Genomic DNA, 13,716 nt, shown 5'->3' with positions numbered 1-13,716 from the left:
CAAAAATCTTATTAAATTTAAAGTATAAAGAAATCGGGGTTCATTTGGGTTAAGGTGCTGTAAATTTACAGCACCCCAACATTTGATTTAGAACCGTTTTAAAGAGCTTGGAAATTCAAAAAGGGGATAACTTTATGGATGAAGAAGCTAAGGTATTCCTTTCGTAAATGGTTGCTTCCTCAATCATTTTACGAAAAAAACAGCTGGAAATTTAGTTTATACGCAATTTCAAAAATGGAAATAATCGAATTTTGAAACAGAGCCAATAAAATGAAAATATAACTCATCAAATTTATTGACTTTTCAGTCGATTTATCGTTCAATTATATTGAATATAATTTCAATGAAAAAGAATTCAGTGATTGGAGGTGTTATAATGACAAAACGTATGGAACAAAAGGAACAACGAAGAATTTTAATTTTAGAATCAGCTTTAGATTTATTTATACGAAAAGGCTACGGTGAAACGAAAATTGTTGATATTGCCAAAACAGCTGACATGAGTATCGGGCTTCTTTTTCACTATTTCGACTCTAAGGAGAAGTTGTATGAGGAGCTTATTCGCATTGGGTCCAAGAAGCTTAAAATGGAGTTTGCTTTTTCGGATGATGCGCCGCTGACCTTTTTTAGAGCAGCAGCTGAGGATATATTTCAAATAATTAGTGCAAATCCAGTTGCTGCAAAAATGTTTGTACTTATGGAAAGTGCACAGCATCTAGATTCCTTATCGCCGGACGTAAAAGAAATGCTCTCAGAGGCAGATAAACTGATTAAAAAAAGCGTCCCTATAATTGAAAAAGGGCAGTTACTTGGGGAAATTAAAGCGGGTAATCCAGAAACTTTGTCAATAGCATTTTGGTGTTCTCTTCAAGGAATTGCACAGTATATCGCGTTGAATCCAGAAGTACCTTGCCCTGAAGCAGATTGGATTGTGTCGGTACTTGAAAAAAAGGAGAATGGTTAACCTTGATAACCAAAAGAAACGTAATTATTTTTACGATTATTGTGTTGGTATGCGGTTGGCTTGGCGTTTTAATAGATCTAATTATTCCTGAACAACCTAAAGGCGATACACTCGGAATGGGTATTTGGTTGATTTTGCCTTTAATTACGACAATATTCCTTCGAGCATTTGCTGGTGATGGGTGGCGAGATATAGGATTATCGCCGAATATTAAAGGTAATATAAAATGGTATATTATAGCGCTCCTTATTTACCCTGTTATTACATTTTTCATTTTGTTTATTAGTTACTTATTTGGGTGGATGGACTTTGCAAATTTTAATGTGAAGGCGCTGACATCAGCCTTCGTGGGAGGTTTGCTGATCCAGTTTATCAAAAACTTTTTTGAGGAATCTGTTTGGAGAGGCTATCTGACAAGCAAGCTGACGAAGTTAAAGCTAAATGATTTCTGGCTGTACCTTACAGTTGGTGGTATTTGGGGAGCTTGGCATATTCCCTATTTTTTAGTGTTTTTATCTGAGAGTGATATCATTAACGTTCTTCCTGTAAACAGAGTATTGTTTGCATTTGTAGGGATTGTTACGATGATTTTTTGGACAGTTATGTATACAGAGATTTATCTTATGACGAAGAGTATTTGGCCACTCGTACTGATGCACATGACAGAGGATGCTCTTGTGAATCCGCTTATTCTTGATGGATATATTAAGATTGCTCAAGGTAAAGAATTTCTAGTTTCCCCATCAGCGGGCATTTTAACGACATTACTGTATTTCGGTGTTGGGCTCTTTTTAAGAACGCGGCGGAAAAAGCAGGAAGGTGAATCCACTTTGACTTCAGTACCTTCCTTATTAATGAAAACTTAGGAAGAGATTCAGTGTGAAAAGCAACCAAATTGGAACAGAACGCTTTACAACACTAGATGGGGCTGTCTCAAAAGTCATTGAAGTGACTATTAGACAGTCCCTGTTTGTATTTGTCAGTGGCTAGTTTTTTATTGTTTTAGAAAATGGGGAAGCTCAATATGGCGATAGCTTTCAGGATGTAGTAACTGTGCAAGTTTTAATGCACCCTCTAATAAACGTGGGGAGGGGCGACAGTAGAGCCATTCTTCCATAACATGAAGCTGATTTTTTTTTACAGCAAGTAGTTCAAGTGCATTTGGTCGCTTCAATAAATGAGCTGGTTTAATGCGTTCATAAGCAACACCAACCCAGGCCATAAAAATATAATCTGGATTACGCTTGATAATATCTGACCAATCCGTTTGGACACTTGCTAATTCTACATCTTGGAATATATTTCGCCCGCCAGCAATCTCACTAATTTCAGTAAGCCAATTGGTTTTTCCAGGTGTGAAAATCGGGTTTGGCCACCATTCCCAATAAAGCGTAGGCTTAATAGTAATAGTTTGTGCAATGTTTCGAAGCTGTTCAATACAGTACAAATAACTCTTGGAAATTTCATTTGAACGTTTTTCGACGTCGCAGGCAATACCGAGTGTATGTAAATCTTCTGCAATTTCTTCTAAAGAGTTAGCGTTAAAGACGAGATGAGGGATTTTCCTTTCTTGTAGCGCTTCAATGTTTTTTTCCATCCCAGGTACGCTAAGTGATGCGAGTACAAGATCTGGCTTTAAGGACTCAAGGGCATCCATATCGATAGATAAGTCAGGTCCGAGTTTCGGTAGGTCTTGTACGGAAGTAGGCCAATCAGAAAAATCATCGACACCAACAAGTTGATCAGTTAGGCCGAGATAAGCAACTAGCTCTGTATTACTTGGACAAATTGAGATTAGGCGCATTAACAGTTCCTCTTTTCTTTTTATAAAAAGTATAGCTTGGGTCAGTCTGTGACACAATTTTAAAAAACCTTTGGAAGATAATATCTCCAAAGGTTTTTATGCGTAGAATACTACGAAACGGTTACTGTTTCACGTTGATTAGGTACAACAACAGGCCCCATCGCATTAGTAATAATTTGTTTAATATCTTCAAGTGTTGCTTTTCGTGGGTTTGTAGCTGCGCAAACATCTAACATCGCGTTTTTAGCTAAAATTTCGATGTCTTCGTCTTTTGCACCTAATTCACGGAAGCCACTTGGAATATTTAAATCTTTTGATAGACTTTCGATAACAGAAATTGCTTTTTCAGCAGCATCGCGTTTGCTTAAACCCTCTACGTTCGCGCCTAATAATTCAGCGATTTTCGCAAAGCGTTCTGTCCGTGCTGTTAAGTTGAAGCGGCATACATGTGGCAATAAAATTGCGTTACATACACCATGTGGCAAGTTATAGAAGCCACCTAATTGATGTGCGATTGCATGTACATAACCTAAAGATGCATTGTTAAATGCCATGCCTGCTAAAAATTGAGCATAAACCATTTGCTCACGCGCTTCGATGTCTGCACCGTTTGCATAAGCACGAGGTAAAAACTCAGGTATTAGTTGTAGGACTTTTTCGCCACACGCATCTGTAATTGGTGTTGCATTCGTTGATACAAATGCTTCAATTGCATGTGTTAAAGCATCTAAACCAGTTGCTGCTGTTAGTGCAGGTGGTAAACTAATCATTAACTCTGGGTCATTGATAGACACAAGAGGAGTAACATGTTTGTCCACAATCGCCATTTTTACTCTACGCGCTGTATCTGTAATAATTGTAAAGCGTGTCATTTCACTCGCTGTACCAGCTGTCGTATTAATTGCGATTAATGGAACTAATGGGTTTTGCGATTGATCAACACCTTCATAATCATGAATGCGTCCACCATTCGAAGCAATAATTCCGATGCCTTTTGCAGCATCGTGTGCACTTCCGCCTCCAAGTGAAACGATTGAATCACAGTTCTCGGCATGATAAACCGCGATACCGTCTTCAATGTTTTTGTCCGTTGGATTTGGTTCTGCTTTTGGGAAAATTGCAACTTCAATTCCAGCAGCTGTAATGATGTTAGCAATTTGTTCTGAGAGACCTAATTTGTGTAAGCCCTCATCTGTTACGATCAATGTCTTTTTCACTTCTAAATCATTTAAGCGGTTACCAACTTCTTGAATTGCACCAGGTCCAAATAAGTTTGTTGTCGGCATTACAAATTGCTTTAGAACGTCTGACATGTTTCCAACCCCTTTTTCAATGTTAGTTATTGCTTGAATGGTGATGAATCACCTTCCGAAATTTATAGTATTCTATTTTTTGTAAAAGTGCAACCAATATCTACTAATAAAATGTAAATTTTTAGTAGATACTATTGTGCAAAAAGGTTATTAGTTCTATTTTATGCAAAAAATCTAATAGAAATGCGACTGTAGATTTATAAATAGCAGGAAATTATTTTTTTGTGAAAATAAAAACAAAATAAATAGTTTTTTTCTACTATAAATATAGTGGTAATTTTATAATCCTTGTAAATATGTGCTGATTTCTGTGGGGTGTATGAAAAAACTTATATTAAGGGTTATCACATTTTTTTATTAAACCTTTTATGGAGGAAGTTTTGAACGTGCCTGTTATACAAGAGAAAATATCGAAACAAGTGCTATAATTTTTTCCTGTGAACGCTCAATTACTTCGGTATCTAAGTTGAAAGTTATAAAAATCACCTATGTTATAATCGTTTAAAAAGAGGTGATTTTTCTGAACATCTTAGTTTTAGGTGCGACAGGTAGGGTTGGAAGACGAATCGTTTCACATGCGCTTGCTGATGGACACATCGTTAAAGTATTAGTACGTACTTTAGATAAAATGCAAGTAAGTGATAAAAATCTGCATATTACCCAAGGGAATGTCTTGAACAAAAATGACGTTGAATTTGTGATGGCAGGGGTGGACCTGGTCATTAGTGCATTGAATACAGATGGAACTAATACTCTATCTCAAAGCATGCAACTGATTTTAGAAGCGATGAACAAAGAGCAGGTTAAACGAATCATAACGGTAGGTACTGCTGGCATTTTACAAAGTCGGGTGACGCCTAATTTGCTCCGCTATCAGTCTAGCGAGTCTAAACGAAAGTCAACACAGGCAGCACAAGAACATCATAAGGTTTTTGATATGTTAACCAGTTCTACAGTGGATTGGACAATTGTCTGTCCTACATATTTACCTGATGGAGAATGTAGGGGTAACTACAGAGTTGAAGAAAATTTATTGCCTGAAGGTGGAACTGTAATAACTGTGGGGGATACTGCGGAATTTACATATCAGCAAATTAAAAGTACAGAATTTTTACGAAGTCGTGTAGGAATAGCTTACTAGTTTTCCTTTTTTACAAAACAACTATATTTATTTCCATATCTTTAGATGCAAAAAAATCTAATTTAGTTTCATTTTTAATTTCAAAAAAAGAATACCAAAAACCCCTCGAACACTTGATACACAAGGATTCGAGGGGTTTAAGAAAGTGAAACAATCTAACGTTAAAAAATTAACGAGAGAAGTGCTCAACAGTTTCTTAAACCTATGTGGCTCTAGGTGTGAAGGGCACTTTTGAAAAGCGCTCCCCCAATTCTTCCCCCAAAACACCCAAAATAGGGGGGATTTCACCCATTTTTCAACGCTTCTGCAAACACGTCTGTAACTTTCTTTTTATCATCCTCAATAACATGAGCATAGGTTTCCCAAATTACTTTTGGGGTATTTCCAAGTCGTTCAGCAACAGTTGCTACATCTTCACCACTATATAGCAAAATGGATGCATGTGTATGTCTCAGTGTATGAGGTTTAACAGTTGTACCCATTTTCTCCGACAGCCGTTTAAAAGCATAAAACAAACTGTTATCCGCATAAGGTTCTCTTGTCTGTGAAGAAATAAATACATAATCATCTTTTTGTAATTGTTCCCCATCTTCTAAGAGGATTTCTAAACACCATAAACGGTACTTTTTCAAAATTTTAATTAACGGATCATCAATAGCGATAGTACGGTAACTATTCTTAGTTTTAGGTGTTCGATGACCATTTCTGTCACGAGTTCCTTCTATAGTAATAGTACCATCCGATAAATCGACATTTTTCCACTTTAATGCTAAAGCTTCTCCTCGACGGATGCCAGTAAAAGCAATAGTTCTAATAATTGCGTAAGACGTGAGTGGTTCATCTGATTCTGCAATTTCAAGCATTTTGTTTAATTGCTGGATATTCAAAACGTTTGGCTTTTCTAGTTCCTCGTCATTAATCACAACTTTCGTGAATCGGTTACGAGGAATTATTTCAGCATCTACAGCAGCATTAACTGCAACTTTAAAAACACGATGAAAAAGTCGTACTGTAGATGGTTTATATCGCTTTAATAAAGGTGTTATAAATTTACGTTTATATGTTTCCTTGTCTAATGAAGAAAGTTTCATCTTACCAATTAGCGGTTTTACCTGGTGCCGAATAATGTTTATACGTTGCTTTTGGGTTGTGATTTCCCATTCGCGTTCATTCGACTCGTACCATATATCCATCCATGCACCAACAGTCATGTTCTCATGTTCAACTTGTATCGAGTTACCACTCAGTAAAGTTGATTTCACTTCTAATAATTTTCTGAAAGCAGCAGTTTCAGATGTGAAACCTTGGCCAGTCTTTTCTTTTCGTTTACCCAGCACATCGTAGTATCGATGACGGTAAGCGTATTTTTTAGATCCATCAGTATCAATGTACCAATATAAATCTTTATCTTTTTTCGATCTGTTCATCTTTGTTTTTTTACTCATTTGACATTCCCCGTTTCATATCACGGACAGGTGTACATTAACAGGTGATAGTCTAAGCATCACTCCTTTCAGAACATCTTTACTTTTTTTGAATCTAATTCATGTAAATATTTATTATTTTTATATTGTTCTAGTCTTTTATGAGCGAAATCCCATTCGACATTGAATAACTCTTGTATTAATTGGATGGATTTATCTTCACTTTCTGGAAAGTTTACTTTTTTCAACATAAATGCTGGTACACATGCTTGTAACATGAAATTATTAGCTTTCCACTCTTGATACTCAATCCATGAATATGGCATCTTTTCTTGGCTACCACTATGAAATAAAACATGACAAAGTTCATGACAAAAATCTTGCCATAATTGTTTCGGGGAAAGTTCTTGATTTAAGAAAATATAAGCTTGGGCACCTAAAAATAAAACTTGACTAGGATTTTCCCAGTAATAAACAAAGATACCTAACTTATGGGCAATTACATTTAAATCTAGTTGTTGTGGTAAAAAAATACCTAATTTTGTATATAGACCTTCAATAAAATCTTCTGTGTATGTAGAATATGACATTAAACCATCCCCAAACTCTATGTAATAAAACGTATGTTCTTATTTAGCTTATAATAAAACCCCACTTCTAGGAAGAAGGGTAAGAAACAAAAATATTATCTTTTTTCATGTTTTATAATTTCCCAAATGTCACGTAAACGACGAACAGATTCTTCATCGGAATTAGGTAGTTCTTTATAAAAAACTTGTAATTCTGGATCATTAGCAAACGCTCGGAAAGCAGCCTCATCTATATCAAAAGGTTGTTTTTCATCTGTTTCGCACAGTATATATGCAACACTGACATCGTACTTTTCTGCTAACTTTTGAATACTACCTATCGAAATTTCATTGCGGCCTTGCTCATAGTAACCGTATGCACTCTCAGAAATATTTAAGAATTTAGCAACATCTGCTTGTGTTAATTTAGCTTCTTTTCTTAACTCTTTAAGCCTTTGCGGTACATTAGACATGATTACACCTCTCTTAAATATGTATATTCATTATACAACTATTTGTTGGGTTAGTAGGTAAATAAAAATAAAAAACAACAAATTATCTAGTTTTTCATTGACAGACAACTTTTTGTTGGGTAAGATAAAAACAACAAAAGGTTGGGAGGTGCAATTTTGGCTACAACAAAACGTCGGTTTATTCTTATAAACACTAGAAAGCAAAATAATTGGCTGCAAAAAGATGTAGTAGAGAAACTTTATAGTGAATTTAATATAACTATTAGTGAGAGCTATTACGGAATGATTGAACAAGGGGTTCGCACACCGTCTTTGGATGTTGCATTAGCTATTTCAGAACTATTTAATATGGAACCATCAAAAATTTTTTTAAATAACAAAACAACATTTTGTTGTGTTGGATAAGAAACCAAAAGGAGGTTCTTCTTGTATGTATCAATTACAAACTTTTAACTTTGATAATCAAAACGTTCGAATTGTTGAATTAAACAAAGAACCTTGGTTTGTAGCCGCAGATGTATGTAGGGTGTTAGAGCTAACTAACCCTACTGTAGCAATCGGCCGTTTAGATGATGATGAACGGTCTAAGTTCAACTTAGGGCGTCAAGGTGAAACTAATATCGTAAATGAATCAGGACTTTATGAACTAATATTCACAAGCCGCAAACCAACTGCGAGAGCTTTCAAAAAATGGGTTAAATTAGAAGTTTTACCATCAATAAGAAAAGACGGTGGATACATCGCTACAAACGAAAATGATGATGAAGCATCAATTATGGCAAAAGCCCTATTGATTGCTAATAAAACAATCGAAAACAACAAGAAAAGAATAGTAGAGCAGCAACTAATAATTGAAGTTCAAAAACCAAAAGTTATTTTTGCTGATGCTGTGCAATCTAGTCATACATCAATATTGATTGGTGAATTTGCCAAAATTCTAAAGCAAAACGGTGTAGATGTTGGGCAAAAACGTCTATTCGAATGGCTTCGAGAAAATGGTTATTTAATGAAACGTAAGGGTTCAGACTATAATTCACCAACGCAAAAATCAATGGAGCTTGCTTTGTTTGAAATTAAAGAGACACCTATTCATCACAACAGCGGTGAAATAAGCATCAGTAGAACATCAAAAATCACAGGCAAAGGACAAGCCTATTTCATCGACAAGTTCTTGAATAAGGCGGTGATTGCATGAGTGCAACTGAACTAGTTGAAGTAAAGCCTAATAACGATGCATTAGATGCGAAATATACTGAAATATTCAAAAAACATGTAACTCTTAGAAAAAAACTTGTCACTATGGAACAATTATCTGAAATGTACAGCATGAAACGTGATGCATTAGAAGAAGCATTCTTTAGTGATCCACGCGTCAAACTATACGAGCGCCGTCGCGGAAGAGGCAAGCGCTACTGGATAGCCGAAAAAGTAATTCCGATAATGGACGAAATTATTGAATATGAATGGCAATAAAAAAAATACACGGACAGGTGTACTAATAAGAACAGGAGAGGCCAGGGCAAATGGCCTCTGTCAAACTATCAATCTATTACAAATCGTAAGAGGTTGGGGCAACAACCTCTTATCTATATATTAAGTTAACTTGATGGAGATAGCTAATCCATCATGGACTAAGTCCATCATCGACTAATGGAGGAATCGAATTATGGGGGCATTATCACTTGATTTTACAAAAGTATTAAAGAAGTTTCGTGAAAGCGCGGAAATTTCGCAAGAAGAAATGGCAGAAGAGCTTAATATCACGCAATCACATGTTAGCAAATATGAATGCGGGCGCAAGGTTATAGATTTAGAAACATTTATGCGTTGGGTACAAATAACGAATTGTGAGGTACAGGCTGCGGCAATTTTATTTGGTACAGAGGTATGTGCTCAAGCAATGCATATTTTACAAACAGTACCAATGTTTATAGGAGGTTTATTCAATTGGATGCTTTAAAACTCATTAACAATCAAATAGTAAAAGAAAAAACGTGCATCGATGACTTAACCAAGGAAATCGTAATTCATACAAACGATGGTCGTTATGGACTTGCTGCTGATCGCGGTCGAGATATGCAAAACAGCATTATGCGAATCCAGCAACCAGAAAGACAAAAAGGGCTTTATTTAACAGCAATAAAGTTTGCTAGTCAAGGTATAAATGCAGAGGTGGTAAAACGTAGTGTTCAAGCTTAAAAATTGGAATCAACTTTCTTTAAAAGAACGCCTAATTTCAATCAGAAAGTGGTGAAAATACATGAATATTATAACGGGTGATTGGCTTCATCTCAACGATAAACAGCGTGCAATCGTGTTGAAATATCAAGCAAAGTCACAAAAAAATTGCAACAAAAAAGCTGCTTAATCATTGGAGTGATTAAACAGCCATACGGTTTTATGTCTACACACATTATAACACAAATTAAATCACAGATGAAAGTCTGAACTATATAGTGCGAATGCACAGAGGGAGCAAATAATGATTAAAAAATTCGAGGTTGAAGTTGTAAGAACTGATAAATATGTAATTGAAATCGATGATGCGGTAATGAACGAAAGTTGGATGGAAGATTTCTATCAACAGATGTATGAGTTCGATAGTTTAGCTAAACACGCCGAACACATCGCTCAATATCGCGCAAGATTCAACAACGGAAGTTTTTATGGTGGCTTTATTGAAGGGTATGGCGAAATTGCATTGCATGGAAAGGTTAGGCAGGATGCAAAATGGCACTTCCCAGCTGTAAACATCGCGAAGGCTGATGAAGATGATGACATTGAAGTTGAGGTAACAGAAATTTAAAACAGACGTTTGCGAGACGTAAATCTCGCTCTCGTCAAGCAGTTTGTAAATGGTTGGTTAGCCGTATCTTCAAAGGATTTTACAAGCTGCTTGATGGGAAACCATCAGAAAGTAGGTGAGTTTATGGGCATTGCACCTTTTAAGTACAAAATGCCAGAAGTACGAATTGAGACAGAAGATTTCGAAGAACGATTCAGTGATTTCGACATCATAAGCGAATTCAACGGAATCATTCTTACGCTGGTAGCTGTTGAAAATAACGTTCGTTATACATCTTATGTAACTGCATCATACGCAGAGATCTTACGCAAACAGCAGGAGGCGATAGCGTGAATCTGTTGGTAGAAAATCCAATGGTATGTAGTCAAATTGAGTACCCAACACCGCCTTATGAGCCTGTTGTCAGCTTCGAAATGCACGATGATTTTGGTAGTTTCATAGCTTTCAATGACATTTATTTTGAAATCGGTGATGCAATCGTACACATCGATAACATCTGTGATTATTTAGCTGCTGGATACAGCGATGAATCAACTTATGACATGACTGATTCAGAGTTAATCATTTATGTGGAGAAGCACTATGGCTATTCACATACAAAAAAATAAACCACTTGGCAGAGTGGCTTAAAAAACAATTTATTTGCGCTCATTATAGCGCACTACAGGAGGAATTTCAATGAACAACCTTACAGAACAGTTCAATCAACCTTCTTCCCAACAACCACAAGGGGTAATGGCACAAGCCAGTGCCTCTCGTGAGATGGAAGAAGTTAAAGGGCAAATTTTCATGGCGAAATCATTTCCGCGAAACACGTTTCAATCAGAACAACGTATTTTGGATTCTTGTAAACGTCCAGCACTTGCACAAGTTGCGATGTATCAATACCCAAAAGGTGGTACGCGTGTTATAGGTCCATCTATTCGTTTAGCAGAGGTTTTAGCGCAAAACTGGGGTAATTTATCATTCGGTATCAAAGAGCTTGAACAACGCGATGGAGAGTCCGTAGCAATGGCTTATGCGTGGGACCAAGAGACAAATGTTAGACAAGAAAAAGTGTTCGTCGTAAAGCATGCAATTGGTACAAAAAAAGGTTTGAAATTGTTAACGGATCCACGTGATATTTACGAAAAGGTAGCGAACGACGGAGCTCGTCGATTACGCGCTTGTATCCTTGGTATTATTCCAGGTGACATTGTAGAAAAAGCGATAGCAGAATGTACGTTAACGTTGCAAGGGAACAATTCAGGTCCACTTAAAGATCGCGTTGCCAAGGCTTTGAATGCGTTTAAAGAACAATACCGCGTGACGCAAGAAATGATTGAGGCTAAATTCGGATATAACGCTGATTCGTTCAGCGAATACGATTACGTAGAATTGATTAATATTTTCACTTCTATCAAAGACGGAATGTCAAAAGTAGAGGATTGGTTCGATAAAGACGCTGGTAAACAAAAAACAAGTGGTCTAGCTGCTGATTTTGAAAAAGAACAACAAGCACCAAAAACAGAGGTGAAAGCTGATGACGACAAAATTCCAGTTGAATAACCAGAACTATCACTCTATTGAATCCAATCAGTATTTTATGTCAGTGTCTCAGTTTAAAGGGGCTATGGAGTGTGAAGCACGAATGGTTGCGGAGTTGAAGGGCAAGTATATACGCCCTCACTCTTCTGCGCTAACAGTTGGATCATATACGCATGCAGCCTTTGAAAGTGACGAAGCCTTTGCAGAGTTTTGCGAAGAAAATCGTAGCGTTATTTTTAAAGCAAATGGTGGTAAATACGCTGAATTTAGCACGGCTGATTGCATGATTGAAACACTAAAAAACGATCGATTTGCAATGTTCGCAATGGAGGGTGAAAAAGAACTCATTTATACAGGTGAGTTGTTCGGTGCTGGTTGGAAAATCAAAGTCGATTCGATTAATCACCAGCGTAAAACATTCACTGATTTAAAGACCACACAATGCCTTTCTAAGCGCTTTTGGTCGGACAAGTATCAGAAGTATGTTTCGTTTGTTGAGGCCTATGATTATGTGCTACAGATGGCAATTTATCGTGAAATTATCTATCAAAACACTGGCGAGTTTTATTCACCTTATATCGTAGCAGTTACGAAGGAAACGCCACCAAATAAAGCTGTGTTGCATTTTGATGAATCACGCTTTGAATTCGAAAAAGAGTATGTGAAATCACTACTCCCAAGCATTATTGAAGTTAAAAATAATCAGAAAGAGCCAGTACGATGTGATGTTTGTGATTACTGCCGTATGACTAAGCAGCTTACAAAAACATTTGAGATTGGCTACTTACTAGATTAATGGATAACGTACCACACAAAGTCCTTCTGCCTGCTTGGATATTCCAACAGGCGAAGGATAACGATGAAATTAGACAGCTGGTGCTCTCTTACATGAGCAGGTACCCAAACTACCGAGTAATAAAGGTTAGCGGTAGCTTTGCGATTTGTGAGCGACAGGGCGGATTGATATAGGGGGATTTTAATATGGAAGCTACATTAACCAAAATAAATCAATTGAAGCAAGAGCGAGGCATCGACGTTACAAGTGAGTATGTTTTAGGTATCGATGAACCACCTGAACATCAATGTTTAAATATTGATGAAGTAATTAAACGTGTAAAAGGTGCCCTTAAAGACTGTGATTATTCAAGGGATTACATCAAAGATGAAGATTTGAGTAACGCAGAATCTTACGCTGATGATGTTTACCATGAACTGTATGACTTAGAAGATGCTATTGAAAAAATAAGAACTGAAATTGAAAACGTTCGTGCATGGGGCCAAGAGTGGAAAGACCTTGCTAAAAAGCTTATCAACGAAACGGACGTTAAGATTGAGGAATTTGTTTAACAGTAGCAAGGGCAACAGGCAAGATGATTTTTATACCTTAGGAGGGTGAAAATGAGTCAACAATATTACTTACTATCAATCAAGTATTCAAATGGCAAAAACACTGTTACATGGTGGGGGCCGAATAACAGTGGCTACACCGATGACATTGAAAAAGCCGGAATTTACAGCGAAGAACAAATACAGAAACAAAGTTTTTATTATTCGAATAAAGGCGTTATGCCTGTTCCGGTAGAAAAAGTTCAAGCAGCTACTAAGAGAGTAGTAGTTTTGAATGAAACTGAAAATACTAAACTGTTCGGTATCCATGAGCATTTGAAAACGGCAAAAGAGTATTAGTTAGGAGGG

General features: G+C 36.7%; 20 protein-coding genes. 15 read left to right on the top strand and 5 right to left on the bottom strand.

Going from position 1 to position 13,716, the window contains the following annotated elements; genetic code table 11:
• The first annotated feature begins 376 nt into the window (after positions 1 to 376).
• Both ACIQZG_RS02545 and ACIQZG_RS02540 read left to right on the top strand, forming a co-directional pair.
• Positions 377 to 964 carry a TetR/AcrR family transcriptional regulator gene (locus tag ACIQZG_RS02545; protein WP_402753583.1) on the top strand — a complete coding sequence of 196 codons (588 nt, stop codon included), beginning with the start codon at positions 377 to 379 and terminating at the stop codon, positions 962 to 964.
• Between the two features lie 2 nt (positions 965 to 966).
• Positions 967 to 1,830, top strand: a complete 864-nt coding sequence (locus tag ACIQZG_RS02540) for a CPBP family glutamic-type intramembrane protease (protein ID WP_402753582.1) — start codon at positions 967 to 969, stop codon at positions 1,828 to 1,830.
• A 128-nt stretch (positions 1,831 to 1,958) separates the two neighbouring features.
• Here ACIQZG_RS02540 and ACIQZG_RS02535 read toward each other — a convergent pair whose 3' ends face one another.
• Together ACIQZG_RS02535 and ACIQZG_RS02530 are read right to left on the bottom strand one after the other, a co-directional pair.
• Positions 1,959 to 2,768, bottom strand: a complete 810-nt coding sequence (locus tag ACIQZG_RS02535) for a cobalamin-binding protein (RefSeq protein ID WP_402753581.1) — start codon at positions 2,766 to 2,768, stop codon at positions 1,959 to 1,961.
• 110 nt (positions 2,769 to 2,878) lie between these two features.
• Positions 2,879 to 4,081: an iron-containing alcohol dehydrogenase gene (locus ACIQZG_RS02530; RefSeq protein ID WP_402753580.1), complete on the bottom strand. Its 1,203-nt coding sequence runs from the start codon at positions 4,079 to 4,081 to the stop codon at positions 2,879 to 2,881.
• Positions 4,082 to 4,601: 520 nt separating this feature from the next.
• Between ACIQZG_RS02530 and ACIQZG_RS02525 the strand changes: the two genes are divergently transcribed.
• Complete coding sequence (locus tag ACIQZG_RS02525; protein WP_402753598.1) at positions 4,602 to 5,222, top strand: NAD(P)-dependent oxidoreductase; 621 nt, start codon at positions 4,602 to 4,604, stop codon at positions 5,220 to 5,222.
• A gap of 284 nt (positions 5,223 to 5,506) precedes the next feature.
• Here ACIQZG_RS02525 and ACIQZG_RS02520 read toward each other — a convergent pair whose 3' ends face one another.
• The 3 genes from ACIQZG_RS02520 to ACIQZG_RS02510 all read right to left on the bottom strand — a co-directional run bounded on the left by ACIQZG_RS02520 (position 5,507) and on the right by ACIQZG_RS02510 (position 7,688).
• On the bottom strand, positions 5,507 to 6,667 hold the full coding sequence (locus ACIQZG_RS02520; protein WP_402753579.1) for a tyrosine-type recombinase/integrase: 1,161 nt from the start codon (positions 6,665 to 6,667) through the stop codon (positions 5,507 to 5,509).
• A gap of 68 nt (positions 6,668 to 6,735) precedes the next feature.
• A complete protein-coding gene (locus tag ACIQZG_RS02515; protein ID WP_402753578.1) occupies positions 6,736 to 7,236 on the bottom strand; it encodes an ImmA/IrrE family metallo-endopeptidase in 501 nt (166 codons plus the stop codon).
• Positions 7,237 to 7,331: 95 nt separating this feature from the next.
• On the bottom strand, positions 7,332 to 7,688 hold the full coding sequence (locus ACIQZG_RS02510) for a helix-turn-helix domain-containing protein (protein WP_402753577.1): 357 nt from the start codon (positions 7,686 to 7,688) through the stop codon (positions 7,332 to 7,334).
• Between the two features lie 156 nt (positions 7,689 to 7,844).
• On the opposite strand from ACIQZG_RS02510, the gene ACIQZG_RS02505 reads away from it, so the two are divergent.
• From ACIQZG_RS02505 to ACIQZG_RS02450, 12 genes are all read left to right on the top strand, one after another.
• Entirely contained in the window at positions 7,845 to 8,093 is a 249-nt protein-coding gene (locus ACIQZG_RS02505) for a helix-turn-helix transcriptional regulator (protein ID WP_402753576.1), read from the top strand.
• 25 nt (positions 8,094 to 8,118) lie between these two features.
• Entirely contained in the window at positions 8,119 to 8,883 is a 765-nt protein-coding gene (locus tag ACIQZG_RS02500; protein WP_402753575.1) for a phage antirepressor, read from the top strand.
• Positions 8,880 to 9,161, top strand: coding sequence for a hypothetical protein (locus tag ACIQZG_RS02495; protein WP_402753574.1), 282 nt, complete (start codon positions 8,880 to 8,882; stop codon positions 9,159 to 9,161). Before ACIQZG_RS02500 ends, ACIQZG_RS02495 begins: the two co-directional genes overlap by 4 nt.
• A gap of 193 nt (positions 9,162 to 9,354) precedes the next feature.
• Positions 9,355 to 9,648: a helix-turn-helix domain-containing protein gene (locus ACIQZG_RS02490; RefSeq protein ID WP_402753573.1), complete on the top strand. Its 294-nt coding sequence runs from the start codon at positions 9,355 to 9,357 to the stop codon at positions 9,646 to 9,648.
• Positions 9,636 to 9,887 (top strand): hypothetical protein, encoded by a 252-nt coding sequence (locus ACIQZG_RS02485; RefSeq protein WP_402753572.1) that lies wholly within the window; start codon positions 9,636 to 9,638, stop codon positions 9,885 to 9,887. Before ACIQZG_RS02490 ends, ACIQZG_RS02485 begins: the two co-directional genes overlap by 13 nt.
• Before the next feature lie 283 nt (positions 9,888 to 10,170).
• On the top strand, positions 10,171 to 10,494 hold the full coding sequence (locus tag ACIQZG_RS02480) for a hypothetical protein (RefSeq protein WP_402753571.1): 324 nt from the start codon (positions 10,171 to 10,173) through the stop codon (positions 10,492 to 10,494).
• Positions 10,495 to 10,503: 9 nt separating this feature from the next.
• On the top strand, positions 10,504 to 10,827 hold the full coding sequence (locus ACIQZG_RS02475) for a hypothetical protein (protein WP_402753570.1): 324 nt from the start codon (positions 10,504 to 10,506) through the stop codon (positions 10,825 to 10,827).
• On the top strand, positions 10,824 to 11,102 hold the full coding sequence (locus ACIQZG_RS02470) for a hypothetical protein (protein WP_402753569.1): 279 nt from the start codon (positions 10,824 to 10,826) through the stop codon (positions 11,100 to 11,102). The genes ACIQZG_RS02475 and ACIQZG_RS02470 overlap by 4 nt, the downstream gene beginning before the upstream one ends.
• A gap of 70 nt (positions 11,103 to 11,172) precedes the next feature.
• Positions 11,173 to 12,042: a hypothetical protein gene (locus ACIQZG_RS02465; protein ID WP_402753568.1), complete on the top strand. Its 870-nt coding sequence runs from the start codon at positions 11,173 to 11,175 to the stop codon at positions 12,040 to 12,042.
• Positions 12,017 to 12,817: a PD-(D/E)XK nuclease-like domain-containing protein gene (locus ACIQZG_RS02460; protein WP_402753567.1), complete on the top strand. Its 801-nt coding sequence runs from the start codon at positions 12,017 to 12,019 to the stop codon at positions 12,815 to 12,817. The genes ACIQZG_RS02465 and ACIQZG_RS02460 overlap by 26 nt, the downstream gene beginning before the upstream one ends.
• A 185-nt stretch (positions 12,818 to 13,002) precedes the next feature.
• Positions 13,003 to 13,368 carry a hypothetical protein gene (locus ACIQZG_RS02455; protein WP_402753566.1) on the top strand — a complete coding sequence of 122 codons (366 nt, stop codon included), beginning with the start codon at positions 13,003 to 13,005 and terminating at the stop codon, positions 13,366 to 13,368.
• A gap of 51 nt (positions 13,369 to 13,419) precedes the next feature.
• Complete coding sequence (locus ACIQZG_RS02450) at positions 13,420 to 13,707, top strand: hypothetical protein (RefSeq protein WP_402753565.1); 288 nt, start codon at positions 13,420 to 13,422, stop codon at positions 13,705 to 13,707.
• Positions 13,708 to 13,716: the final 9 nt, after the last annotated feature.

The organism is Lysinibacillus sp. NPDC096418 (assembly GCF_044762775.1).
Taxonomy (GTDB): domain Bacteria; phylum Bacillota; class Bacilli; order Bacillales_A; family Planococcaceae; genus Lysinibacillus.
The sequence above is the reverse complement of the archived record's forward strand: the minus strand, read 5'-3'. Positions and strand labels throughout refer to the sequence as shown.